This window comes from Alistipes indistinctus YIT 12060 (genome assembly GCF_025144995.1).
Lineage (GTDB): Bacteria > Bacteroidota > Bacteroidia > Bacteroidales > Rikenellaceae > Alistipes_A > Alistipes_A indistinctus.
The window spans coordinates 2,004,780-2,030,259 of the sequence record NZ_CP102250.1; the positions used below are offsets into that span (position 1 = coordinate 2,004,780).

Annotated in this window: 18 protein-coding genes and 1 tRNA gene; 6 read left to right on the plus strand and 13 right to left on the minus strand. The window is 56.9% G+C overall.

Annotated elements, in window-relative coordinates:
* Positions 1-228: 228 nt before the first annotated feature.
* The 8 genes from NQ495_RS08325 to NQ495_RS08360 form a co-directional block, all read right to left on the minus strand.
* Positions 229-1,350 carry a glycosyltransferase family 4 protein gene (locus tag NQ495_RS08325; protein ID WP_009133400.1) on the minus strand — a complete coding sequence of 374 codons (1,122 nt, stop codon included), beginning with the start codon at positions 1,348-1,350 and terminating at the stop codon, positions 229-231.
* Positions 1,351-1,606: 256 nt separating this feature from the next.
* A complete protein-coding gene (locus tag NQ495_RS08330; RefSeq protein ID WP_009133399.1) occupies positions 1,607-2,785 on the minus strand; it encodes a glycosyltransferase in 1,179 nt (392 codons plus the stop codon).
* A 164-nt stretch (positions 2,786-2,949) separates the two neighbouring features.
* Entirely contained in the window at positions 2,950-3,840 is an 891-nt protein-coding gene (locus NQ495_RS08335; RefSeq protein WP_009133398.1) for a glycosyltransferase family 2 protein, read from the minus strand.
* A complete protein-coding gene (locus tag NQ495_RS08340) occupies positions 3,830-5,311 on the minus strand; it encodes an O-antigen ligase family protein (protein WP_009133397.1) in 1,482 nt (493 codons plus the stop codon). The genes NQ495_RS08335 and NQ495_RS08340 overlap by 11 nt, the downstream gene beginning before the upstream one ends.
* Before the next feature lie 211 nt (positions 5,312-5,522).
* The gene (locus NQ495_RS08345; protein ID WP_009133396.1) at positions 5,523-7,748 is read right to left on the minus strand and encodes an exopolysaccharide biosynthesis protein; all 2,226 of its coding nucleotides are present in this window, start codon (positions 7,746-7,748) and stop codon (positions 5,523-5,525) included.
* Positions 7,749-7,757: 9 nt separating this feature from the next.
* On the minus strand, positions 7,758-8,612 hold the full coding sequence (locus NQ495_RS08350; protein WP_009133395.1) for a TolC family protein: 855 nt from the start codon (positions 8,610-8,612) through the stop codon (positions 7,758-7,760).
* 16 nt (positions 8,613-8,628) lie between these two features.
* Positions 8,629-9,780: a sugar transferase gene (locus NQ495_RS08355; protein ID WP_009133394.1), complete on the minus strand. Its 1,152-nt coding sequence runs from the start codon at positions 9,778-9,780 to the stop codon at positions 8,629-8,631.
* Entirely contained in the window at positions 9,780-10,145 is a 366-nt protein-coding gene (locus tag NQ495_RS08360; RefSeq protein WP_009133393.1) for a response regulator, read from the minus strand. Before NQ495_RS08360 ends, NQ495_RS08355 begins: the two co-directional genes overlap by 1 nt.
* 500 nt (positions 10,146-10,645) lie before the next feature.
* Between NQ495_RS08360 and NQ495_RS08365 the strand changes: the two genes are divergently transcribed.
* Both NQ495_RS08365 and NQ495_RS08370 read left to right on the plus strand, forming a co-directional pair.
* Positions 10,646-12,571 carry a sensor histidine kinase gene (locus NQ495_RS08365; RefSeq protein WP_009133392.1) on the plus strand — a complete coding sequence of 642 codons (1,926 nt, stop codon included), beginning with the start codon at positions 10,646-10,648 and terminating at the stop codon, positions 12,569-12,571.
* 168 nt (positions 12,572-12,739) lie between these two features.
* On the plus strand, positions 12,740-15,586 hold the full coding sequence (locus NQ495_RS08370) for a PAS domain-containing protein (RefSeq protein WP_009133391.1): 2,847 nt from the start codon (positions 12,740-12,742) through the stop codon (positions 15,584-15,586).
* A 244-nt stretch (positions 15,587-15,830) separates the two neighbouring features.
* Here the strand turns inward: NQ495_RS08370 and NQ495_RS08375 are convergent, their stop codons facing one another.
* Complete coding sequence (locus NQ495_RS08375; RefSeq protein WP_009133390.1) at positions 15,831-18,992, minus strand: hybrid sensor histidine kinase/response regulator; 3,162 nt, start codon at positions 18,990-18,992, stop codon at positions 15,831-15,833.
* 530 nt (positions 18,993-19,522) lie between these two features.
* Here NQ495_RS08375 and NQ495_RS08380 point away from each other — a divergent pair.
* Positions 19,523-19,906 (plus strand): hypothetical protein, encoded by a 384-nt coding sequence (locus NQ495_RS08380; RefSeq protein ID WP_009133389.1) that lies wholly within the window; start codon positions 19,523-19,525, stop codon positions 19,904-19,906.
* A 168-nt stretch (positions 19,907-20,074) separates the two neighbouring features.
* On the opposite strand, the gene NQ495_RS08385 is transcribed toward NQ495_RS08380, so the two are convergent.
* Together NQ495_RS08385 and NQ495_RS08390 are read right to left on the minus strand one after the other, a co-directional pair.
* Positions 20,075-20,788, minus strand: a complete 714-nt coding sequence (locus tag NQ495_RS08385) for a Dph6-related ATP pyrophosphatase (protein WP_009133388.1) — start codon at positions 20,786-20,788, stop codon at positions 20,075-20,077.
* Positions 20,785-21,393 (minus strand): DUF2284 domain-containing protein, encoded by a 609-nt coding sequence (locus NQ495_RS08390; protein ID WP_009133387.1) that lies wholly within the window; start codon positions 21,391-21,393, stop codon positions 20,785-20,787. Before NQ495_RS08390 ends, NQ495_RS08385 begins: the two co-directional genes overlap by 4 nt.
* Positions 21,394-21,639: 246 nt before the next feature.
* On the opposite strand from NQ495_RS08390, the gene NQ495_RS08395 reads away from it, so the two are divergent.
* On the plus strand, positions 21,640-22,167 hold the full coding sequence (locus NQ495_RS08395; RefSeq protein WP_040294367.1) for a cob(I)yrinic acid a,c-diamide adenosyltransferase: 528 nt from the start codon (positions 21,640-21,642) through the stop codon (positions 22,165-22,167).
* Positions 22,168-22,223: 56 nt separating this feature from the next.
* On the opposite strand, the gene NQ495_RS08400 is transcribed toward NQ495_RS08395, so the two are convergent.
* Together NQ495_RS08400 and NQ495_RS08405 are read right to left on the minus strand one after the other, a co-directional pair.
* A complete protein-coding gene (locus NQ495_RS08400; RefSeq protein WP_040294155.1) occupies positions 22,224-22,556 on the minus strand; it encodes a hypothetical protein in 333 nt (110 codons plus the stop codon).
* Between the two features lie 224 nt (positions 22,557-22,780).
* Positions 22,781-22,854: transfer RNA gene (locus NQ495_RS08405), tRNA-Cys, on the minus strand.
* Between the two features lie 523 nt (positions 22,855-23,377).
* Here NQ495_RS08405 and dprA point away from each other — a divergent pair.
* Together dprA and NQ495_RS08415 are read left to right on the plus strand one after the other, a co-directional pair.
* Complete coding sequence (gene dprA, locus NQ495_RS08410; RefSeq protein ID WP_009133384.1) at positions 23,378-24,577, plus strand: DNA-processing protein DprA; 1,200 nt, start codon at positions 23,378-23,380, stop codon at positions 24,575-24,577.
* A 75-nt stretch (positions 24,578-24,652) separates the two neighbouring features.
* Positions 24,653-25,456 (plus strand): TatD family hydrolase, encoded by an 804-nt coding sequence (locus NQ495_RS08415; protein WP_009133383.1) that lies wholly within the window; start codon positions 24,653-24,655, stop codon positions 25,454-25,456.
* The last annotated feature ends 24 nt before the right edge of the window (positions 25,457-25,480 follow it).

Here is a 25,480-nt window from a genome sequence, read left to right on the forward strand (position 1 = left end):
CCTGTCGGAGCCTGCCCTTTCCCATCGCGGAACAGCAGCAGGAACGGAGTGGAAAAGGATGGGTACGGCGGAATGGCAATATGGATAAAAGCACGGAACCGAGTTCCGTGCTTTTATCGATTCTACATTTGTTTTGTAGCTCTCCTATTTTTGTCGTGTCTTTGAGGAGCACAGGGGATGCGCCTTTCGGCGGTTTGGGGGTGCGGTTTCCTGCTTCGCGATAGGCGTTTATTGCGCTGCGACGCTGCGGTAGAGGTCGAGCAGCTTGCGGGCCGTTGCCTCCCAGGTGAATTGCGGGGCACGCGCGAGGCCGTAGGCCGCCTGATCTGCGCGGACCTGCCGGTCGGTTTCGAGGCGGAGCAGCTGGGCCGCGATCGCCTCTTCGTCGAGCGGATCGACCAAGATGGCGCCTTCGCCGGCAATCTCGGGGATCGCCGACGTGTTCGAAGTGACCACCGGGGTTCCGCAGGCCATCGCCTCTAGGATCGGTATGCCGAAACTCTCCCGCAGTGAAGTGTACAGGAATGTTTCGGCCCTGCTGTAAATCGCAGGCAGGTCTGTGTTGGGAATGTATCCCGGAAGACGCAGTGCCGGACGGATCCCCTCGATCCCGTGTTCGCGCAGAAGCGCGTCGGCGGCTTCGGGTTTCAGGTCGGCGACCAGCAGCGGCAACGGGTGCTGTGACAGTTCGCGGTAACGGGCATAGCCCCGCAGCGTGCGCGGGGTGTTTTTTTTCGGGTCGGTATTGCCCAGGAAGAACAGGAAACGATCTTCGGGCAGGTATTTGCGGGTGACGGCACCCGGATCGGCCACCGGGCGAAAATGCGGGCTCACGCCGTTATGGATCGTTGTCAGTACCCCTTCGGGCAGCTGCAGCGCCTGCTGGATGCGCTGCTGCTCGAAACGGGATACCGTGATGACTTTGCGGCAGTGCGGCAGGATGCGCGGAACCACCAGCCGGCGGTAATGCCAGCCGAGGTTCTGGTACATCGAACGGTTCTGGGCGGCGCGCTTTTCCAGGAAAATAATGTCGTGCAGGGTCAGTACCAGCGGTGCGGAACAGCGCACCGGGGCCGTGTTGCTCGTGCAGTGCAGCAGGTCGGGGCGGATTTTGCGCACGGCGCGCGGCAGTGCGACCTGCTCCCAGAGCGGATAGGTGGGGCAACTGATCTCGACGATATGGAAATTCGCACTCTCGCTGAGGCAACGGTCTTCTCCCGGGCTCACGAGGATGTAATACTCGTTCTCGGGGTCGAGTTGCTGCAGTCGCCGGATGGTTTCGAGCGCAACGAAGTCCATGCCGTGCTTGTTGGTGCGGAAGATGCGCTGTGCTTCGATGGCTATTTTCATGGCTTGCGGGTTTGGTTCCGGGTTATGGGGGCGAAAATTTGTCTTGTGGCTGATGGTTCCTTGTTTCTGTCTGACGCGGGGTGAACCCTGCCCCTGGCAGAGCTGGAGGTTCTTGTGCCGGTTGAAGTTTGGGAGCTAGATATTATTTTCTACTTGTTTCCGTCTGCCGGCTCTTCCGGTCGTTCATTTATCTGTCTGGCTGTCTGGCTGTCTGGCTGCCTTGCCGGTTTGTGCTTCGTCTTGGAAGGCTTGTGTGTTAAGCTTTTTCAGTGGAACCGTGTTCGGTATGGAAAAATTTGTCGCGGGTGCCGCGCAACCGGAGCAGGTTCAGCGTCATGAGCAGCATCAGCAGCGGGATTTTACGGATCGCCCGTTTGAGCGGTTTATCCACGAGGTAGTCCGGGATTGCGAAACAGAGCGCGAAGAGCAGTGCTGCAAGCAGCAGCCACCATTTTGCGGAAGAGGCCGGATCGACGAACGTTATCACGAGGGCCGCGAGCGGTATGAGGCCCAGCAGCAGGACGCGCGGGGGCATCATCCACTGTACCAGCTTGTCGCAGTAGTCGAGATTTCCTTCCAGGACCGCGCCCGGCAGGTCGCGGACGGCGGCCTTCAGCGAGTACCACTGCGCGGCGAGCCAGCGCCGCCGCTGGTTGTAGAACGCGCGGCTCCCGGCGGTCTTTTCGTCCAGTACCTCCACGTCGTCGAGGTATTCGATGAAGATGCCCTGCTTGAGCAGCAGTACTTCCAGTTCCTTGTCTTCGCCGGCCGACGAGACTTGCGTGATGTTGTTGCAGAACCAATTGTAGTCGAATGCCATGCCGGAACCGATCAATGCCGAAGAGACTCCCAGCGCGACGTGCCCTTTGCGGAAGATCGAGTTGTTGATCTCTTCGCTCACGGCATCGAGCAGGGCCGTATCGGTATGCAGGTTCTTGGCGCGGCGGTGTGCCTGAATAGCCTGTGCCCCGCTGTGGTATCCGTCGTTCAACCGCGAAAGGAAGTCGGGAGCGACGGTGTTGTCCGCATCGAGAATCACGGCCATATCGAAGGTTTCACCCGCAGCGGCGAGCTGTGCGACGGCATAATTGAGCGCTTTGGCTTTCGAACTGTTTTCGAATTCGACCTCCAGCAGGCGGATCGGCAGTTGTCCGAGCCGTTCCAGCGTGGCGGGTGCGCAGTGGTCGGCGATCACGACCGCTTCATACCGTTCGCGCGGGTATTGTTGCGCGAGTATCGCCTCCACCGACTGGTCGATTACGCGGTCTTCGCGGTAGGCCGGAATCAGCACGGCCATGCGGTGCTCTATTCTGGCCGCGGGAAACCTGTCGCGGCGCCGGCGCATCGAGGCGAGCGCGAAGATGAAAAGGTAGGCGGTGGCAAAGCCCAGCAGTGCGAAGAGCACCCAGTCGGTTATGGTCAGGATCGTTTGCATCGTCGGGGAAATGCTAGAGGTCAGAATATCGTGTTATTTTCAAAGTCCGAAACTGTGCAGGCGGCGTAAAAACATGCCTGTGCCCGGTGCGGTTTCCGGGGCGTGTGCCGTTGCCGATCGACCTCAACAGGCCGGATACTGTGAGGTTGCACCGGGGGCCGCATCTAGTCCGTTTTGTTTTTCATCGTAAAAAAAGCGCCGATGCCCCGTACCGTTGCGCGGGCGAGGTCTCCCCGACCGCGGAGCAGGGCGGTCGCCGCATTTTTCGGCGCCGCTACGCCGCATTGGTAGAGCACCGTCAGCAAGCGTGCCGCACCGCGCCGGTTGCGCCAGCCGAACAGCAACCGGTTGCGGGTGAGGTAGTAGGTCCGCAGCGGGCTTTCCCGGCCGGTCGTGCGGCTCTCTTTGTGGAATACCGTACAGCGGGGTTCGTAGCCGATGTCCCAGCCGCTGCGGGTGATCCGCTCCGACCAGTCGAGCTCCTCGTAGTAAAGGAAATAGAGCTCCGGCATCTCCCCGGCCTGCTCGATCGTCTCGCGGCGGACCATCATCGCGGCGCCGTGCGCATAGGGCGTTTCGTGCGGCGTGTCGTAACTGCCGTCGTCTTCCCGGTTGAAACCGACCAACCCGTTGCGCAGGGTGATTTTCGACAGCGGCGTGTAGCCGGCGAACTGGATCGGTCGCGGCGGATCGGCGAAGCGGATTTTCGGTGACACGGCACCCCAGCGCGGATGGTTTTCCAGCGCGTCGCAGAGGTAGTGCAGCGAATCGTCCCCGACTTCCGTGTCGTTGTTCAGCAGCAACAGGTAGCGCCCCCGTGCGGCACGCAGTCCGAGGTTGTTGCCTCCGGCAAAACCCAGGTTGCGCTCGCTGCGGATCGCAACGATACCGGGAAAGCGTTCCGCGAGCAGGTGCGCTTCGTCGCGCAGCGATCCGTTGTCGACGACGATAGTCTCTATGGGCGTCGATACGTACTGTCGCAGCGATGCGATCATTGCGGCGGTCAGTTCCAGGCCGTTGTAATTGACGGTTATGACGGATATATCAGGCTTCATCGAGGTATTCGTGTTCGTGTTCGATCCGTTTTTCACGCGCCTCTGCCAGTTCCCGGTCGAAGCGCGGAGCGAGGAAGATAAAGGCCTGGCTCATGTACATGATGATGCCGGTGGGAAACTGGCCGAAAATCTCGTTGCTGTACGAGCAAACGGCGATGCCGAATACGCCGGCGGTCAATCCGGCGGTCAGTCCCCGCAACTGTTTGTCCCGCAGCCGGAACATCACCTGGTAACAGCCGTATCCCAGAATATAGAAAAGCACCCCCAGGTGTACGATCAGCCCGACGATACCCGTTTCGACCCATATCATCACGAACCACGAGTCGGTCGGGATTTGCGACAGGTAGGCGTTCGGTGCGTAAGTTTTCGCTTTGCCGCCGCCGAGCCCGATGCCCACTCCGAAAGGCTTGTCCTTCATGTAGGCCCGCATCAGTTCCTGGTTTTTCAACCGGACCTGGAAAGAGGCGTCGTTCAGGTCGAAGGCACTGCGTGCGCGGCGGATCAGCGCGTTGCTGTGTCCGATGTGCGTGTAATTCAGGAAGATGAATACCCCGGCAAGCATGATGGCCCCGGCGGCGATCATTTTGATCTGTTTGGAAAGGATGATGAAAAGCGTGAAACCGGCGAACGGTACGGCCAGTGCGCTGCGCGTGCCCGAAATCATCATGCCGTAGCAGGCCGCGGCGGCTACGGCAATGTAGTAGAGTCGGATCCACCGGTTTTTGTAATAGAGCGAAGCGATGCCGAATACGACCATCGAGAGGCCCATTGACGAGCCGAAGTTCGCTGCGTCGCTGAAGAACGAGAAGTAGCGCACTCCGGTCCGGATGATGTGCGTGGTATGTCCGCGTTCGACAAAAAGCCAGTATTGCTCGGCCTGGTCGAAACCGATGTTGCGCTGGATCCAGCTTTTGAGCACGGCCAGCAACGTCAGCACGGACCAGATGAATAGGATACGTTTCAGGTCTTTGTAGCGGTAGAAGATGATCGGCGTGAGGATGGCGATCGCGACGAAGTAGAGGGCGTAGCCCCGGATCAGCGCGACCCAGGCGGTCGCCGAGACAGTTTGCGGATTGAACAGTTCCAGGAAACAGTAGGTTAACCACACCAGCGATGCGACGGTCAGCCCGTTGCGCGCCCGCTCCCAGCCGACATGCTTGTAACACGAACGGATCAGCAGCGTGAACAGGTTGAACATGATCAGGCAGTCCATCACGATGCCTGCGGGCAGGCCGGGGATGTAGCGCGTCAGTCCCAGGACGAAGTAGTTCGCGATAAAAAGCCAGGTGTAGGCCCAGTAAGGTTTTTTAATTGCGAACAGGATGATGTAGAGCAGGATCGGCAGACAGCCCAGCGCGGCGCCCGCCATATAACCGACGCGGATAACGGCCAGGGCCACCGCCCCGATCCCGAGCGTCAGTCCGAGGTAAGGAAGCAATCCTTTGCCCGATATGATTCCGTGTCGTTCCATGCGTTTGCTCTGCTGGCTTTTGGGGTGGTCTTCGAGATCGCACACTCGCCGTTGCCGGAATTCTTCCCGTCCGGATTTCGCGTAGCGGAGGGATGCTCCGGGACGGTTGTCCGGTTGTCGTTACTGCGATAAATGACGGGAACGCCATTCTGTCGCGAATCCGAATTGCGGACCTGAGTGTGCGTATTTTTCCGGCGGTTTTTCCTGATTGTTATTTTCCGCTGGAGGTGAGTCCGAACTGGTAGAACCGGAAGAGCCGTTTGCGCAGCGGGGTATATGGCGGCAGCATACCGGTGAAACTTTCGACCACCTCGCGGCGTGCCATGTTCAGGTAGAGCATGACCGGGGTCTCCCCGGCCTGCTCCCGGACCTTGTCGAAGAGGATTTGGTCGGTATCCTTCCACACCTGGTTGGCCCGGGCGACGACGATGTTGACCGACGCCTCCTGCAGCAGCGCTTTGGAAACCGTGCAGGTGCTTAGCGACGGATGCTCGATGATGACGACGTCTTCGCGGCCGGTTTCAGGTTCGCCGTCCGGCTTCCGGTCCCAAACAGGAATGAAGTCTTTGTGGCTCTGCGCGAGCAGGTAGTTTTTCCGCTCGACGGTGAAATCCTGATGATAGGTGACCAGCCGGACGTTTAGCCCGATCTCTTCGAAGTAGGTTTTGAGTTGTTCGCCGAGGAAACTTTTGCCGGTGCCGGTGTCGGTGCTTAGCAGGTTGATGACGTTGGGCTTCCCGGGTTTGAAATAGTTGAGTACCGCATTGCCCAGATATTGCGAGGCCACCTGTCTGCATGCTTTCGTGTAGCTTCGGAACCGGAATTTTCCGGGTGCGGGGAAGGCGCCCAGCACGCGTCCGCCGGTAATCCGTTCGGTGCGTACCCGGTCGCGCAGCGTCCGGTCGAGCAGTTCGAGCAGGATGAAGTAGCCGAGGATGAAGATCATCGTGCCGAAGAATGCGGCCAGTACCATCACCTTGCGCTTGGTGGGCATCGCTGCGATCGGGAACGAGGGCGGGTTGATCACCTTCAGGGTCGCCGAGGTGATCTGCAGGCTCTTTTGCTTGAGCCGGGCCATGTTCAGGCCGTGCAGGATCGACAGGTAAGATTGTTCGGTGAAATTGATCTCCCGTTGTTTGCGTTTGATCGTCGTACCGACCGGTGCGTAAAAAACGTACCGGTCATCGAGCCTGTCCTTCCACTCCTGGAGCACTTTCATCTCGGCCTTTGCCTTTTCGTTGCGGATCAGCACGTCGAGCCATTGGTCGACGAGCGTGGAGGTCGACAGCCCCTCCTTGGTGTAGTATTGGGTGCCCAAAGCGTGAGTCAGTTCCGTCAGTTCGCCCTGCGCCTTGGCCAGTTGTCGCTTCAAACTGCTGATCGAAGTCGTTGACGATCCGGCCGGACGTGCGGTAAGGGGCTGGTCGAGGGCCTGGGCGAGCGTGTCGTTTTGGAACGATTCGAGCGTAGTGATGCGCGCCGTCAGGTTCGAGATCGTCCGGAGCTTGTCCACGAATAGCGTGTTGTTGCGCAATTGCTTGACGTGCTCGTCGATCCGGTCGTCCATCACTTCCATCAGCCGCTGCGTGTTGGCCAGTTCGATGCGGGTGTCTTCGTAACGCAGTTCGAAGTCGCGGCTCAGTACGGCGACGTGCTTGGTCTGTTCGTCGTAGTTGATGACACGCTTCTCGACGTTGTAGTCGCGCAGCGAGTCTTCGGCTTCGGTCAGCACTTTGCGCGTGCGTTCCAGCTCCTGCTCGAAATATTTGATGACGTTGTTCGTCTCGCCGAAACGCAGGTCCTTGTATTGTTTGACGAACTCTTCGTTGAGCAGGACGAGCGTATTGTAGGCGATGCCCGGGTCGTCCGATTCGTAGGATACCTGGATCATGTCGCTGTTGCCCAGCCGCTTGACCACGATCTTGCTCAGCGCCTGGTAGCTGTAATGGCGGTGCGTGTAATGGAACAGCCCGTAGACGTAATTGTCGGGGCTGGCCTTTTCATAATCTTCGAGGTTGGCGAGGGTGTTTTCTTCCGAGTTCTTGTCTATCAGCGCGACCACCTCTTTGGGCACATGCCGCATCAGGGTGCGGTAGTTGGCCGCCGAAATGTAATTGGTGTTTTTATCCGGGCTGCCGTACATCATGGCTTGTGCGAACAGGCGCAGCGAGACGTTGCGGAGCGTACTTTGCGACACGATGATGTTGACCAGGTTGTCCATCGTATTGTTGGTCGAGGCCCAGTCCTGTTTGCCGCTGTCGTCCGGGTCGATGCTGTAACCGGAGACCGCGCCCGTGTAAATGGTCGTGCGGGTCTGGTACGTATGCGACATTTTCTGCGTCTTGTAGATGACGAACAGTGCAGCCAGCGCCGGACCGATCAGCAGCCACCAGCGGATGCGGTAGATGAACCTGAACAGGTAGATCAGAGAGTTCATGGGCTCGTGTTATTTAGTGATGATTTTGGTGTGGGACATAATCTCGAGCCGCAACAGGGCGTTGTTCAGCGATGCGCGGGTCTGCTCGTACTCCCGGACGGTGGCCGATTGGATGTTTTTCTGGCGGCTCAGCGTGACGGCGTCGATTTTTCCGTTCATAAAATCGGCTTCGGTGATTTTATACTGTGCGATGGCCAGCGTGACCGCTTCGGCCTGCGTCTTGATCATCGACAGGTTTTGCAGTACGGTGGTATAAGCGTCGATAATCTTCAGGCTCAACTCGTCCTGCCAGCGCTCCACGTTCTGCTCGGCCGCTTCGACGGCCAGTTTTTTATTTTTCACCCGGTTGCGCCTGTCGAAAAGGTCGTTCAGGGGAATGGAGACGACTCCGCCCACGTTCCAGTAACTCTGCTCCTTGCCCTGGTAGGTGGGTACCACCGGCAGCGGGTCGGTGGCGTCGCTGCCCGAGAGGGTCGAGAGCCAGTTCATCTGGCCGTACTGGTAGTTGCCCGTAGCCCGGAAATATTTCAACCAGTTGCGCCGCTCGGTTTTCAGGTCGGTTTTGGCTTCGTCGATGGCCGTGTTGTAATATTGCATCTGCGCGGTTTGGCGCGAATTGTCGATCAGTACGCCCAGCGGCGGCAATTCCATTGCGAGGTAATCTTCGGCCGTCATGTGCGCCATGTCGGAGGGGTCGGATGCGATTTCCTGCATCGGATTGTCGTTCGGCGGAGCCTGTCCGGGCAGAGGTGCCGGTGAAAGTTCCTGCAAAGCGGGTTGGGGGAGCAGCGAATTGGAGGTCTGCTGCGCATATGCTCCTGCGGCGAAAGCCAGCAGTGTTACGAATGAAACAGTTAATTTCATGGGAATCGGGGTTACGTTATACGTCCTCTTTTTGGACGAATGCCAAAAAGGTTTTCAAAATGATCCGCAGGTCCATCCACGGCGAATAGTGTTTCGCATACTCGATGTCGAGCTGTTTGCGCTCCTCGGCCGAGAGTTTGCCTGCGCCGCCGCGCTTTTCGACCTGCCACAGCCCGGTGAGTCCGGCCGGGCCCATAAAACGGTCGATATATTCGTCGCCGGTGAGGCGTTCCGCCTCGTAGAGCGGCAGCGGCCGGTTGCCTACCACCGACATGTCGCCGCGCAGGATGTTGAACAGCTGAGGCAGTTCGTCGATACTGTATTTGCGGATAAAGCGGCCGACGCGCGTTACGCGGGGGTCGTTTTCCAATTTGACGAAAGCATTCTTTTTCTCGCTTGTCGCCTGCGAGATAAAAGCGTTCTCGGAGATGACGCAGTCGTCGGAAATCAGCATCGCGCTGTCGATGTGCGCCGATCCTTGGTTTCGCTGCGGCGCGGTGAAGCTGTTCGCGAGTTCCGCTTCCCGGTATTGGTTCAGGACCTTCAGGTCTTTGAGCGCCAGGTCCGCTTCGGAGTACATCGAGCGGAACTTGAAAAAGTCGAATACCCGGTAGTTGCTGCCCACCCGTTTGGAGCGGTAGATGACCGCCCCCCGGCTTTCGATGCGGATGGCCGCGGCGGTAATCAACAACAACGGGGAAAGCAATAGCAGTCCCATGCCCGAAGCTGCAATGTCGAACAACCGCTTGCCGGGCGGGATCCGGTAGTTCCCGGCCGTTTGCGCCGGTTCCCCGGGTTGTACGTCCGTCCGGCCCTGCAGGAACGTGTTGGCGAGCATGCGGGTGATTCCTTCGAGACTTTCCCGGTCGGTGTCCGGTGCCAAGGCGGCAGTCGCACCTGCATGTAAATATGCGGCCCGCTCTTTGGATGAGAGCGCGCCTGCGACCAGGATCAGTTGCAGCTGGCTGTTTTCTTTCTTCAGCCGTTCGATGGCATCGAGATCGTCGTCTGGAGAGTGTCCCTCCCACAGTGCGATTACGGGGCCTTTACTGTTATTGCCCAACGCATCCTCCACATCGGGAAAGACATGCAACTCGGCGTGCAACAGTGAGCCGAAATGTCTGGCACAATGACCGTCCGTGCCGATATACCAGAATTCAAGGGGCATCAATCGAGTATTTTTTTGATGCGGATCTTAAGTTCCATGGGGTTGAACGGCTTGATGATGAAATCCTCGGCGCCTTCCTGCAGCAGCCGGATGCGCTCGGTACTGCTGTCTTCGCCCGAAAGGATTACCACCGGAACCGATGCGAACATGAGGTCTTTTTTCAGGTAAGCGAGGAATTCGTCCCCGCGCATTTCGGGCATGCGGATGTCCGAGATAATCAGGTCGGGGATATTCCCCTGGCGCATCCAGTCGAGGCCTTTGAGCGGATTGTCGAACCATGTGCAGTCGTACTCTGTGGCCAGGTACATCATCAATACTTTGCCGATCGTCTCTTTGTCGTCGAGAATCAGAATCCGTTTCTTCATTATTTTAGTTCAGTGCAGTATGGGGTGTGAATGAAAAGCTGCTATTAATACGTATATGTAAAGGTAAACAAAATTCTAAATTACAGATGACAAAAGCGTTGAAAATCCATGCCTCCCGGTTTTTTTAACCGCGTTTCCGACGGGGTTTGCCGGAGGTGTCGGTTGTAAGGAATTTAGAATTAAATTTTTGTGATAAACGGATTTGTTGCGGATGTATGCGGCAAATATAGATAATAAATTATTGTTGGTGCTTTAATTTGACACGATAGCACATCATTTTGTCATAATAAGACGCTTTTTTTGTGTAGGCAATAAATATTTTCCGCGGAAAGTTTTTTATCTTTGTCGGTAATCGCCAGCTATTTGTTATGCAAAGTGCTAGCGTTGCGCCGGCCTGCATATTGCGCCGGCACCACTGTGTTTAGAGGTTCGATTGGCCTATGTCGGTATTCCGTATTGTTGCATCCCGTCCGATCCGAAAAATAACAGCTGCCGCGGCAGTGCTTTTCTTCCTGCTGTTGGCGCTCATTCCCGGTACCCTTCGGGCACAGATCGATTCCAGGGAGGGCATCATTTTGGTCGTCGCCTCTTACAATCCCGACACGCGGCGCATGTCCGGGTTTATTTCCGATTTCGAACAGGCGATCGTCCAGAAAAAGGTGCCTTATGAGATTGTCGTCGAGGACATGGGGTGCAAGGGCCTTTCCGAAGCGCCGCAATGGCAGGAACGGATGCGGGACATTTTGGATCGTTACCGGAAGAATAAGCAGCTCAAGGCAGTGGTGTTGTTGGGGCAGGAGGCGTGGGCCTCTTTTCTCGCCCAGGGAGATTTTCCCGATGATATCCCCTTTTTCGGCTGCTACGCGAGTGTGAACGGGATTGCGCTCTCTTCGCTCAATGTGCCGCAGCGCGACTGGAGCTATTCGGTCGATATGGCCGCACTGGCCGATTCGATCGGGACTGCCGGCGGCTGCCTGAACCGCTACGATGTGGACAAGAATGTCGACCTGATCCGCTCGCTCTATCCCGATGTGCGTAATATCGCTTTCGTGTCGGACAACACGTACGGCGGCGTTTCGCTCCAGGCGCTGATGAGGCGCGAAATGCTCCGCTATGACGATCTGCGGCTGATCCAGATCGATTCGCGCGAGGGGAGCGATTCCGTCGTTTCGCGGATTACGCGCCTGCCGCAGCATTCGGCTCTGCTGATCGGGACGTGGCGTGTAGGCGATGACGGCCAGTACCTGATGTACAGCGCGATGAACGACCTGATCGCCGAGAATCCCACGGTGCCGGTTTTCACGTTGTCCGGGGCCGGGCTGGTGAGCGTGGCTATCGGCGGTTACAATCCCAAATACAAAAGCGGCGCAGGCGAGATCGCCGGGCAGATTGCCGGTTATTACCACGGTAAGCCGGGTGCGGTACATTTCGAACTGTCCGACGGGGAGTACCGTTTCAATGCCAATAAACTCAAAGAGTTCGATATCGCCGAGTACAAACTTCCGGCCGGGAGTGTCGTGGTGGATAATACCGAGGCCCAGTTGCGCAAGTACCGTTCGGTGATCTATTCCAGCGTGGCTGCGCTGATCCTGCTGTCGCTGATTGCCGTGTTCATCTATTTCCTTTACTACAAGAACAAGCGGCTGCGCAATGTACTGGAAAACCGCGAGGCGGAACTGATCGAAGCCAAGGAGAAGGCCGAGGAGTCCGACCTGCTCAAGAGTGCGTTTCTGGCCAATATGAGCCATGAGATCCGTACGCCGCTCAACGCGATCGTCGGTTTCTCGTCGTTGCTGACTTCCGCTGAAATTTCGCCTGAAGAGCGCGAGGAGTACAGCGCGATCATTTCGACCAACTCGGAGCTGATGCTGACCCTGATCAACGATATCCTCGATATTTCGCGGCTCGAAACGGGCAAGATCCATTTCGCCTATGAAGATATCGATATCCCGTCGCTGTGCCAGCAGGTGATTATGACGACCACCCATAACCGCAGGGAGGGCGTCGAATGCGTATTCGAGTCGTCGTACGAGACTTATACCCTCCGGACGGACGTACAGAGGCTCTCGCAGGTGCTGATCAACCTGCTGACCAATGCGAATAAATTTACCGAGCAGGGCCGGATTACCCTTTCGTTCGAGGTGTTGGAGAAAGAGGGAATGGTGCGTTTTGCGGTGGCCGATACCGGTTGCGGCATTCCGCCCGAAAAGCAGGCCAAAGTTTTCGACCGTTTTGAAAAGCTCGATGAATTCAAGCAGGGCACGGGGCTCGGGTTGGCCATCTGCCGCCAGATCGTGATGAAGGTGGGCGGCAAGATATGGGTCGATGGGACCTATACGTCCGGGAGCCGCTTTGTCTTTACGCATCCGATCCGTCCCCTTGAGGACGGTGACGCTGTGGTCTCTGTCGGTTCGGGCATGGCCTGAGCGGCGGACAGTCGTCCGGTCAAAGGGTTTTTGTATCAATAAAAGCGTCTTTCCGTGCCGTAAAACAGAGATTTTTACCTATCTTGCCTTATCCTACCGGGGTGTTTGCCGGCGGGACAGGTGGTAATCGGGGAAAAGGAAGCCCGTTTTTTATTCAACATTAAGGTTATGAGCGAGTACGACGATTGTTCACGGGAGGAATTGATCGAACAGATCGAGCGGCTGAAACGGGAGAATGCTGCATTGTCTTCCGGGCAAAAGGCTTCCCGCGGCGGTGCCAGACGGATGCTTGCCGACTCTCCCGGAGGTTTCCGGGATAAATATGCCGCGCAGATACTCGAGTCGCTGCCCGATATGCTGACCGTTCTCGATCATTCGGGGCAGCTTGTCGATCTGGTCTCCTCGGAAGAGACCAACCATGTCGGCGCGCCCAGCGATTCGCTTATCGGGCGGGATATCTGTACGCTGCTCTCCCCCGAGGCGTATCACAATGTGAAGGAGAACCTCGATTACGTGGTCCGGAACAAGATAGGTTCGACTTCCCATCACGACATTACCCTGGACAACCATACCCGCCATTACGAAAACAGGATTTTCCCACTGGACGACGAGCACGCGCTCTGTATGTGCCGTGACGTGATCGACCAGGTGATCGTCCAGCAGGAGCTCGAACAGGCCAACCTGCGCATGGTGGCGGCCGAGGATATCGCGTTGTTGAGCCACTGGTATTATTACGAGGATATCAAGGAGTTCGAGGCGCCGAAGATTATTCCGTGGCTGGTCGGCGGCGGCGACGGCAAGCTGAAACGCTGCCGCAAGGAGCTGTTCCTGTCGCATGTCCATCCGGCCGACCGTGACGCACTGCTCAACCAGCTTCGTTACGGGCAGGCGGGCGACGGATATGTCGAGTACCGCATTTCGGTGCAGGGGCAGACCCGCTATTACCACAGCCGCATTCTCCGGATAATCAGGAAGGAAGACGGAAGCCGCATTATCGAGGGTTATGCGCAGGATATGACCTATGTGGTCAAGCGCCTGCACGATTTCGAGGCGGTAAAATATGCCCTGAACAATGCGGTCGAGGAGATTTATTCCTGCGACCTGGAGGGTACGCTCGAGTTTGCCAACCAGCGTTTCATCGAACGCCACAACCTCAGCGGGGATATTTCCAATTATAAGCTCTATGAGTTGGAGAGCCCGCAGGGTATTCTGCTCGAATCGTCCCAGAATCTTTACCGCCAGTGGCAGGAAAAGGTGTCGAAGGTACGTGCGAACGACGGGTCGTACAGTTATACGGCCAAATCCAAAAATCCCCGTACCGGCAGGATCGAGGCGCAGGAGGTGGTCATTTATGTGGTATACGACCATGCCAAGGAGCATGAAGTGCTGTGGTTCTTCTCGCGGGATGTCACGACCCGTCTCGAACACGAGAACCGGGTGCGCGAACTCAACTACGTGATGGACGCGATCCTGAACAATATCCCCGTGTACCTGTTCGTCAAGGACCCGAGCAACGAGTTCCGTTATGTCTATTGGAACAAGGCTTTCGAGGAATATTCCCACATTCCGGCTTCGCGGGCCCTGGGGCATACCGATTTCGAAATTTTCCCGCGCCTGTCCGACGCCGAGAAGTTCCGGCGCGACGACCTGGAGTTGCTGCGTACCGGTCAGCGGCTGGAGATGGTCGAAGAGTATACGGCCGCGTCGGGCGAAACGCGTGTGGTGACGACTTCCAAGACGCTGGTGCCGTCGGAGGACCGTCTGCCGCTGATTATCGGCATTTCGTGGGATATCACCGAACAGAAGAACGCCGAGCGTGAACTGATCGCCGCGCGGATCAAAGCCGAGGAATCAGACCGCCTGAAAAGCGCGTTCCTCGCGAACATGAGCCATGAAATCCGTACGCCGCTCAATGCGATCGTCGGTTTTTCGAAGCTGATTTCAAGCGCTGAAAACGCCGAAGAGGTGCAGCAGTATACCGATATCATAGACAGCAATTCCGATCTGCTGTTGCAATTGATCAACGATATCCTTGACCTGTCGAAGATCGAGGCCGGCACCCTCGAGTTCCATTTTGCAGACATGAGCCTCAACAGCCTGTGCCGTGAGGAGTATGAAATTCATAAAGGGCGTGTTCATGACGGAGTGGAACTGGTCTTCGACGGTCGCGACGAAGATGTCGAGATCAAGTGCGACCATAACCGCCTGGCCCAAGTGGTCACGAACCTGCTCAGCAACGCAATTAAATTTACGCACAACGGCGAAATCCGCTTTGGATACGATATGATGGGAGATACGATAGAGTTTTATGTTGCGGATACCGGCATCGGAATGTCCGCACAGGCTAAGGAGCGGATCTTCGACCGCTTTATCAAATTGAACAGCTTCGCTTCCGGTACCGGTTTGGGACTGGCTATTTCGAAGATGATCGTCGAGAAGATCGGCGGCCGGATCTGGGTCGAATCCGAAGAGGGCGAGGGCACCACATTCCGTTTTACCATTCCGTATCGTTCCGAAAAAAAGGCTGCGGCGGATGCGTTGGATGAACCGTCCGCAGCACAGGAAACAGGGAGCCTGATGTCGGAGCCTGATGCCGGCGCTTCGGCGCAGGGCGGCGCTTTGGCGGAGCTGGCTTCGGAAGGTGTGGGAGGGCGTACCGGCAAACGTATTCTCATCGCGGAGGACATCGAAAGCAATTACATGCTGATGAAAGCCTTTATCGGCAAGCGCTATGAGGTGATCCGCGCCCACGACGGGCAGGAGGCTATCGACCTGTTCCCAAAAGTGCGGCCCGATCTGGTCTTCATGGATATCAAAATGCCGGTCGTAGACGGCTATGAAGCGACCCGTGCGATCCGGAAAATTTCCAAAGAGGTGCCGATCCTGGCGATTACCGCGTTTGCGTTTGAGAGCGACCGCGAGAAAGCTTTGGAGGCGGGCTGTACCGACTACCTCACCAAGCCGATCTCACGCGACTTGCTGAACCAGAAGCTGATCCTGTATCTGGGAGAGTAGCAGGAGTGGATTTTGCCGGGATTTTCCTGTCCCGATGTTCTGCCCCGGGGAACGTAAATACGGTCCCTGTAACGGTCTCGGCCGCGGAGCCGGTCAAAGGATCGAACGACGCTCCTGCATGGGGATAAACGGCCGTGTCCTGTTTAGGCAATAGAGACGATTTTATTTTTTATATTATTTAGGTAAAGCAGGGGGAGAATGAAAATTCTCCCCCTGCTTTTCTGTGGTTATCCGTTTTGTCCGGTCAAATGAAAACCAGCCGTTTTTTCAGAAGTTCGACGATCTTGCTTCGCATGATACTGGCGTTGAGTGGTTTGGGTACATACGCGTCGAAGCCGCTGTTCATGATGCGCTCTTCGTCCGACGCATAGGCATAAGCCGTTACGGCGATGATCGGTACCCGTTCCGAAAGTTTGCGGATTTCTGCCGTCGCTTCGTAGCCGTTCAGTACCGGCATGTTGATGTCCATCAGTACCAGATGGGGCTGGTGGGTTTTGAACAGTTCCACGGCTTCCCGGCCGTCCCACGCATGCAGGATCGTGTAGTCTTTTTTCAGGATTGTTTCGAATAGTTTAAAGTTGTCCGCACTGTCCTCGGCTACCAGGATGGTCAGTTTGTCGCGTTCGACCGGTATCGGCTCGATCTGTTTGTCCTGCGGTTTTCTGTTCTTTTGATCCGAGACGGGACGGTAAGGGATCGTGAACCAGAAGTTCGATCCTTTCCCCTCTTCGGATTCGACGCCGATCCGGCCCCCAACATGTTCGACGATCGTTTGGCAGATCGAGAGTCCAAGGCCGGTTCCCTGTGAGAAACTGTTCAGTTTTACGAAACGTTCGAATACCGATTTTTGTTTGTCGGTCGGGATACCGCAGCCGGTGTCGCTGACGTGGAAGTACAGGAATTTGCCGTCGGGTTCTAACCTGTAGCCGATTCGGATGCTCCCTCGCTGTGTGAATTTGAGTGCATTGGTGGTCAGGTTCGTCAGCACCTGCGTGAGCCGGTTCCGGTCTACCCGGGCAATACAGCCGGGGACGGTTTCGGCCAATACGACATCCATTTGATCGGACGTATTGCGCATTTGCGCTGCGTGCACGATCTCTTCGAGCAGCCGGTTCAGGTCGGTTTCGGTATACGTGAAGTTGAGCGTGCCGGCCTCGATTTTCGACAGGTCGAGGATATCGTTGATCAACTGCAACAGCAGGTTGTTGTTGTTCTCGATGATGCTGACATACTCCTGTTTCTCCTCTTCTGCATCGGTGGTGGCGAGAATGTTCGAGAACCCGACGATTGCGTTGAGCGGGGTACGGATCTCGTGGCTCATGTTTGCGAGGAACGCGCTTTTCAGGCGACTGGACTCTTCGGCTTTCTCCTTGGCCGAAATCAGTTCCTGCTCCATTTGTTTGCGGATCGAGATCACCAGCGACGAGCCGATCAGTGTCAGCGGTTTGCCGGCAGCGTCGCGGGCATCCACGGCAGCCTGTACTTCCACCCAGTCGAAGTGCGAACGGCCGGGGTCGGCCACGCGGTACTCTTCGCGGATTTTCGGGACTTTCCCCTCAATCAGGTCCCGGTAGGCCTGTTTGATGCGTTCGCGGTCCTCTTTGTGTATTTTGGCGAAATAGGCCGTTTCGGGCACCGCAAGTCTGTTCTCGTCGATATTCTCGCCACCCATCAGTTCCACCGAACGGTTTACGTCGCATAGGATCGTATCCGTTTCCAGATCCCATTTCCACGGGGTAATGTTCGAAATCTCCAGAGCCATTGCGAGTTTGTGGTTCATCGTGCGCAGCAGTTGTTGTGCGCGGACCAACGCCGTGTTGTCGGTGTAGAAGACATCGATGAAGTTAGGCTCTTTCGATGGGGCGAGGATCACTGTGTAATGCGTATCGGTTTGTTTGAAATAGTAGGATACGCTCACGGCGCGTTTTTCACCGAGAACAGTGCGGGCGAGGTTCAGTGTATTGTCCCGTTGTGTGTGTTGTCCGGTGACACGCCGGCCGACCACCCAGTTGTGCGAATAAAATGCTTTTTCGAACGCAGGGTTGACGTCACGGACGATCAGGTCGTGCGATCGGCCGTTCTGGTCGAAGAGCATTTCCATCTGCAGGTACGGAATAGGCATGTTTTCGAACAGGTTGCGGTATTGGGCCATGTATGTCAGGACTTTTCGCTGTTGGGTCCGGCTGCGGGAAAGGAAGTAAATGATCAGCAGCAGAACCGCGACGATAAGTGCGCCTCCGCCCAGCAGGTAACGGTATTGGTGGAAAAAATTGTCGGGTTTCCAGTAAATGTGGGTATTGCTGGGCAGCAGGTCGGGGGATATGCCTTTGCGGATAAGTGTCAGGTAGTCGATTACCGGTTGCGCGGGTTCCACCGTCTGGAACGAACCCGGCTGGCCGGCAAGCGTTTTCTCAAGTGCCAGGCGGACATGGTGTGAAACGGCGGCCCGGGTCGGGAAGTAGCCGCCGAGGACATCGCTGTCCGTATTGACCTCATTGTCGTTTAGTACGAACAGCGGTTGCCGGGCCGATTTGCTGATGATGATCCGGAAATGGGAGTCGTTGACGAACGAATCTCCCACTTGGCTCTGCTTGAGCCAGGAGAAGAAGAGTACGCCGGTTTCCTGTCCGTAATGCTGCAGCGAATCGAGCAAATCCAACGTCGACATGTCTGCCGAAATCAGGTATCGTACTTTCAGCTCCGGAAAATCGGTCTTGGTGATGGCGGCCATGTCCGCTCGCATTTGTGCGCTGATCCAGCGGGTGTCGGAAATGAAGCACAGCTCGGTCATCGGCGGCGTCAGCTGATGCATCAGCGCGAGGCTTTGCCGCAGGTAAATAGGCATATAGACGACGCTAAGCGCACCTTCGTACTCCTTGACAATCTTGTCGTACGGGATGCGGAGGGCAGGTGCGATCGGTGTTTTCCGGAGTAGATTGGTTATAGGACCGGTATAATCGATGTCGGAGAAGATGATAGAAGGTACTTTCCCCCATTTCTTTTCGATGGTTTCGTGCAGGAACGGCCAACTGGTGGAACCGATGTAGATAATCATCCGGGGTTTGTCGTGGTAGGAGACATCCACCTGTTGTCGCAGTTGTGCAAGCGCTTTTTCGTCCCGGAGCAGTCCTGAATTCAGGTTCTGGGTCACCGTCATGGTTTGCGGGGAAAGCTTGATCAGGTCCATTACCGTCGAGTCAACGAGGCTGCGGCACCAGGGAGCCGATTCGCTGTACGAGTTGAAAATCAGTACGTAATCTGAATCTATGCCCTGCGTTTTTTGTGCGATGTAACCCGATTCTGTGGGCTTATGTTGCCGGGCGGATACGGAATAGTATATTAGCAAGCATCCGCACAACAGGATCATGTGCTGGAAAGAACGGGAAACCTTGTTTGCGTTCTTCATTGTTGATTTGGTAAAGTTTAGGTCGAATTTGTGGAGGGGGCAAAAAATCCCGCCACGTCGCGCAAAAATAACCATTTTATTTTAATGATATTAGCTAAAATGTTTGATTCGTACCATTAAACCGGTTTATAGGTTTCCTGTCATAAAAACGGATTGTCTTTCGGACGGTTTATATTTTATTGGTTTGTCGGGTTTTCATGATGTGTTAACCGTCGAGAGGACGAAAAAAGCTCCTGTAAAATTGCAAAAAACGATTTTTATGATTATATTTGACAAAATGGCAATAAAATTGCCCGCTTGATAAAGCGTTAATGTTTGCGGGTTTTCCGGTTTTCTGAGACGCATAAACCGGGGTTGTGCGGGGCATTCCCGCATTTTTTGGCCCGATCTTCTCCCTGTACCGTGTATGAAGCCGATTTCCCGGCGCTGTGGAAACCCGTCCGGGATTGAATATCCTTCGTGTATAAATTATACGGGATATCAACACGGGACCGATACCTGAATGGTTTCCATCTAACACACGATATATTATGACATACAACGACTTTTTGGCGAACCGCGTGCGCAAGGCGTTCGCGAACAAAAACGCCGCCTATACCGAAACGGTCAGTTTCGGGCAGTTGAATTTTCTGGTGAACGATTGCTTTTGCGCCGGTGTGAACGGTGAAGAACTGGAGATACACATCTCTCCGGATAAGGTGGCCCGCGGCCTGCACGGCCGCAAATTCCGCCGGCTCGATGAATCGGGGCGGCACCTCAGGGGCTTTATCGCGCTGGGCGCGGATGAACTGGCCTGCGATGAACGGCTCGAAGAGTGGATCTCGCTCGCCCTCGATTACAACCGCTACGTCCTGGCGCACGAAAGAAGCGAACCGCGGCGTGTCAAGGGGTGCCGCACGCGCCTTCCTTTGTAGATTTCCAGTATTTGTCCGGGTCGGTGTTTCCTGTTTTGCCGGGGCGCTCCGGATTGCTCCCGTGCTTTTCCCGATTGTTTTCCGGTTGTCTCCTGGCATTCCCGGGCCGTTCCCTCATTTTTCCTGTTTGTTCTCCGGATATGTCTGATGCTTTGCAGGTTCCGGGATTCACGCGTTCAGGTCGGCGAACCAGTAGGTATAGAAACGTTCCGTACCGTCGTCGAGCCTGACCGGATAACTTTGCTGCATCGGAGCCCCGAGCGTGAAAGGCACTCTCGTGCGGAACATTCCCCCGCCGTAACAAAACGTATGGTATTCGCCGTTTTCCCCGCAGGGATCGACTCCTTCGGGCAGGTCGGCGACCAGTTTCGCGTCGATCCGGCGCCCGATGAACTCTCTGCCCAGCACGTCGGCCGTCGTGGTGACGATGACCGTTTCCAGTCCCGAAGCCAGGAACTCTTCCATGATCTGCCCCGAGGTGCGGCCCCACAGCGGTTCGATCACCTCGATTCCGTAGGGGGCAAGCTGTTTTTCCCGGTATGTGCGCACGTCGTGCAGGAAAATATCGCCGAAAATGAACCGGCCGGCTCCGATCGCTTTAAAATGCTCCACGGCGCCGCGCATCGCCGTTTCGTAATCTTCCATGTTCCCTTTGGGCGTCAGGTCGACGACATAAAGCGGAATCCCGATGCTGTCGGCCTGCCGTTGCAGCAGCTCCGTCGGGATGCCGTGCATCGACGACCGCCGGGTGCTGCGGTTGACTGTCGTGAGCAGTGCGACGATCTCGTAACGATCCTCTTGCAGGACTTGGTGGAGGGCGAGGGCGGAATCTTTGCCGCCGCTCCAGTTGAAAACCGCTTTCGAGCGGATGTGGTGCGTCATGGTATCGGGTTTTGTGCCGTTAGCGTGAATGTTCCCGTGTCTCCGGATTCGGCACAGAACAGCGCGCTGACCAGTGTAAAGTACTCGGGAAGCTGTCCGTCACGGCTCCATTTCAATTCGTTGTGAAGCAATTCCGAGCTGATGGCGCCGATGTCGAAGCCGAACGCTTCGAGCGAAGGCCGCACCCGGTCCGGGTGGCGGCACGGAATACCCTTGTGCCGGGTGCAGGTGCCTTCCGGGCAAGCGAAACAGGTTCCGGCGAAAAAGGCGCGGCTGCCGGGATGCTTCCGTTCGATCGCCAGCAGTTGCGGGTCGACCGCCGCGCGTACCCGGGCCAGCATCTCCCGTCCCGCTTCGGTCGCTTCCTCTGGGGTGGCGAGGCGATTGCGTAGAGCCTCGTCCGGAATGATCCGGATGCCCGCGATCCACGCCACGGTATAACCGGCGAGCACTTCCGAAGGGTCGAACTCGTAGGGCGGGCAGGCCCAGCAATGGCCGTAACGGCCGCATTCGCGGCAGTAGGCGATAAATTTCTCGGGATTGCGGAAGCGGCGGGTCAGTTCCGCCAGCGGCAGCGTTTCGGTGAGCGTTTCGGTCCGGTACATATTTTCAGGGCAACGGTACAAAAATATTCGTTATTTTTGTAAAAACAACTCCGCATGAACCCTCCTGAGAAAACAGTTGCCGGTAAAAATATGACGAAATCCGTACACGAAATGTCCGCTTCGGCCCGTCAGGTCGAAACAGTCGATGGCACAGGCGTGCCAGCCGTCCCGAATGTCCTTGGCACTCCTGACTCCCGGTTTTCCGGGCGCGAGCGTTCTGTCGATCCCGCCAATGCCGGGAAGCAGGTGCGCCCGGCCGGTTCCTGCGGATACCTGCACGTGTATACCGGCGACGGCAAGGGCAAAACCACCGCGGCTTTCGGGCTGGCCGTGCGTGCATTGTGTGCCGGGCAAAGCGTCTACATCGGCCAGTTCGTCAAGAGCATGCGCTACAACGAGACGAAAATAGAAGGCATTTTCGACCGGATGCGGATCGAGCAACTCGGGCGCGGCTGTTTTATCGGCCACGATCCGGAGCCCGCCGATGTAGGGATGGCCCGCGAAGGATTGGCCCGGTGCAGGGCGTTGCTTGTGTCGGGGGAGTACGACCTGGTGATTCTCGACGAACTGACCATTGCGCTCTATTACCGGTTGCTGACGGTGGGCGAGGTGCTCGATGCGCTGCGGGCGCGGCATCCTTCCGTCGAAGTGGTCGTTACGGGGCGTTATGCGCCGCAGGAGCTGGTCGACGAAGCCGACCTGGTGACCGAAATGCGGGAAGTGAAGCACTATTATACGCAGGGAGTACTTTCACGCGAGGGGATCGACCGCTGAGGGAGCGAAGCTAAAAAGGCAACATTCCCGGACAGTTGGCAGGTACGGCACAACGGTTATGTCCGGCGAAACGTGCCAATATCGGCGATCTCCTGCGCTGTACAAAGCAAACTTTCTTTCGGGCTACCGGAAAGAGGGGAGATCAAATACTGGCGGTTGGCACGGAAAAAGGTCGGGGTCGAGGCTTTCTGCCAATTCATCGAGCGTAAAGGACGTATCCGGCTTTCCGCGGCGCTCTGCGCGGCACGCGCGATTGCGTCGGCACTGTAGAGATACTGCACTTGTTCGACCGGCAACGGCAGCATCGCGTAAATGCCGCCCGTCAGCATTTTGTACTCCGACCCTGTCGGTTTTCGCGCCAGCTCAAAACTGGCGCGTTTTTCACACATGCATGGACAATCGTCGCGGAGCTATTCTCGGTCGCATCGTCCGCTACTCGCCATGCGTGGAACTATACGGGGTTTTATTGAAGAGAAGTTCGTGAGGAAATCGAAGTGTTGTGCGAAATTGCAGCCGAATGCAAATTGAAATCGATGGAAATAGGATAATTCATCATTTCCTACATCAATGAAAGAAAAATGCCACTTAATGAATAATTAAGTGGCATTTTCAATGGAGGTCTGAAGCGGACTCGAACCGCTGTAGCAGCTTTTGCAGAGCTGTGCCTAACCGCTCGGCCATCAGACCCTGTCGAACGGACTGCAAATATACGTCATTTTTTTGAATTCCCAAATTACTCACTGTGAAAAAGCCCCTTGCCAGGGCGGATGCGGCAAGGGGCTCACGATTCGCCGCCGGGATCCCGGCGGCGGGTGTGTTGCGGCGGCACAGCGGGGTCGCTGCCCGCGACCCTGGTCCGAAAGTAAATATAATAAATTTAGCACATCATTGCAATCGATCTGGGAGGAATTTGCATGCCGGTTGACGATGTGGCAGAATCCGATAGCCTTGTGCCCGTTTTCTGGAAATCATTCCGGCGTATTGTGCGGTGCCGGGTTTTCGAAGAACCGGTATCTCCCCGGGTCCGCTTATTCATCCGACTGCAGGTATTTGCCGGGATTTTGTTACCTTTACTTGTACGTATCGGATATTATCGGGGGAGTGTGCGTTATCCCGTCGCAGTAGCGCTTCGTTGCAGCGTTGCCTGCGGTTTGGAAGTTTCGTCCGGGTTGCGGAAACTCCTTTGACCGGAAATGTTAAACTATAACCCATGACGATCGATGATCTCGCATTGACGCTGCATCCCGAGTTGGGGTGCCGTACGGCGATCCATCTGCTGGAGTGTTTCGGTTCGGCGGAGGCGGTTTTCGCCGCATCTGCCGGCGAACTGGTCCGGAGGGCCGAGTTGAAGCCGGCGCTGGCCCGCAGTCTGTGCCGCCGCGAGTACCATCAGGCGGCCGAACGGGAGCTGGCGTTTTGCGAACGCAACCGCATCCGGCCCGTTGCGGCAGGCGATGAGTCGTATCCGAGGCGGTTGCTCGAGTGTGCCGATTATCCGCATGTAATTTACCTCAAAGGCGGCCCGGAACTCAGCGGAGGCCATTGGTTGTCGGTCGTCGGTACGCGCAAGGCGACTCCTTACGGGCAGAAGATGTGCGACCGGCTGATCGGTGAGCTTTCGGCACTGTTTCCCGATCTGGTCGTGGTCAGCGGCCTGGCATACGGGATCGATGTGGCGGCGCACCGTGCCGCGATGCAGCACGGGGTGCGTACCGTCGCCGTGCTGGGGCATCCGCTGACGCACATCTATCCGCAGGCCCATACCGAAACCGCCCGGCGGATCGTGTCGCTCGGCGGAACCCTAATCAGCGAGTATCCTTCCACGGCCCGGCCCGATAAGGCGGGTTTCGTGCAGCGCAACCGCCTCATCGCGGGACTGAGCGACGGGACGGTGATCGTCGAATCGGCTGTCCGGGGCGGCTCGCTCATTACCGCCGACATGGCCGGCGGTTACCACCGCGAGGTGATGGCGGTACCGGGGCGTGTAGGCGACCGCTGTGCCGAGGGAACCAATGCGCTGATTCGCTCGCTGAAGGCGCAGATGGTGTGCAGCGGCGCGGATATTGCCGAGATATTGGGGTGGGAAGCGCCCGCTCCGTCCGGGAAGGCCGTCGGACAGTCGTTGTTTGCGGAAACCGGCCCGCTTGCTCCGTCCGTCGGAAACGAATCTGCCGGAGCGACCGGGGCGGCATATCGGGAAGCGGTTTTGCCGGATTCGGTCGCCGCTTCTGCAGCCGGAGACGGTCGCGTCGCTTCGTTGCGTGGATTGCTGGGCGACGATCCCGTTTCGCTCGATGAGCTGAGCATCCGCAGCGGTATTGCCGTGGCGGAGCTGCCGGCCCTGCTGCTCGAGTTGGAGCTTGCGGGACGGATCTGCGCACTGCCCGGGAACTTATATATGAAAAATTGAGTGTGACGGCCGGCGGCCGGAACAGCGTTTACGTCTATCCATACACAGAACATACTATATAATAGCAATACACCGATGTCTTTGCAACTGATCGATACCCATTCGCATATTTACGATCCGCAATTCGATGCCGACCGCGACGAGGCGGTTGCCCGGGCCCGCGCCGCTGGGGTAGGGAGGATTCTGCTCCCGGCTGTGGATGCCGAGTCCTACGGGGCGATGTTCGCTCTGGCGCGGCAGTACCCGGAACTGTGCCGCCCGATGATGGGGCTGCACCCCACCTCGGTCAACGACAATCCCCGCTGGCGGGAGGATTTGGAGCAGGTGGCGCGTTATTTGGCCGCTCCGCCCGAAGGGATTCGTTTTTGCGGGGTGGGAGAGGTGGGGCTCGACCTCTACTGGAGCCGGGATTTTCTCTCCCAGCAGCAACAGGCGCTTCGGTTCCAGGTGGAGCTGTCGTTGCAGTACGGCCTGCCGCTGGTGATCCATACGCGCGATGCATGGGACGAGATGTGTGCATTGCTCGATGCGTTTCGGGGGCGTGGCGTGCGCGGTATCTTGCACAGCTTTTGCGGCACGGCCGACCACTACCGGGCGCTGAAAGCGGCGGGCGGGTTCCTGTTCGGGATCGGCGGTCCGGTCACCTACAAAAAGTCGTCGCTTCCCGATACGTTGCGCGAAATTCCGTTGTCCGATCTGGTGCTCGAGACCGATTCGCCCTACCTGCCGCCGGTGCCTTACCGGGGCAAGCGTAACGAAAGCGCTTACGTCGGACTGGTCGCCTGCCGGCTGGCCGAAATATACGGGACGACGCCCGAAGAGGTCGCTGCGGTGACGACCCGCAATGCGCGGGCTTTGTTCGGTGAAAGAATTTCGTAATTTTGTACCCGTTGCCCGGCATGT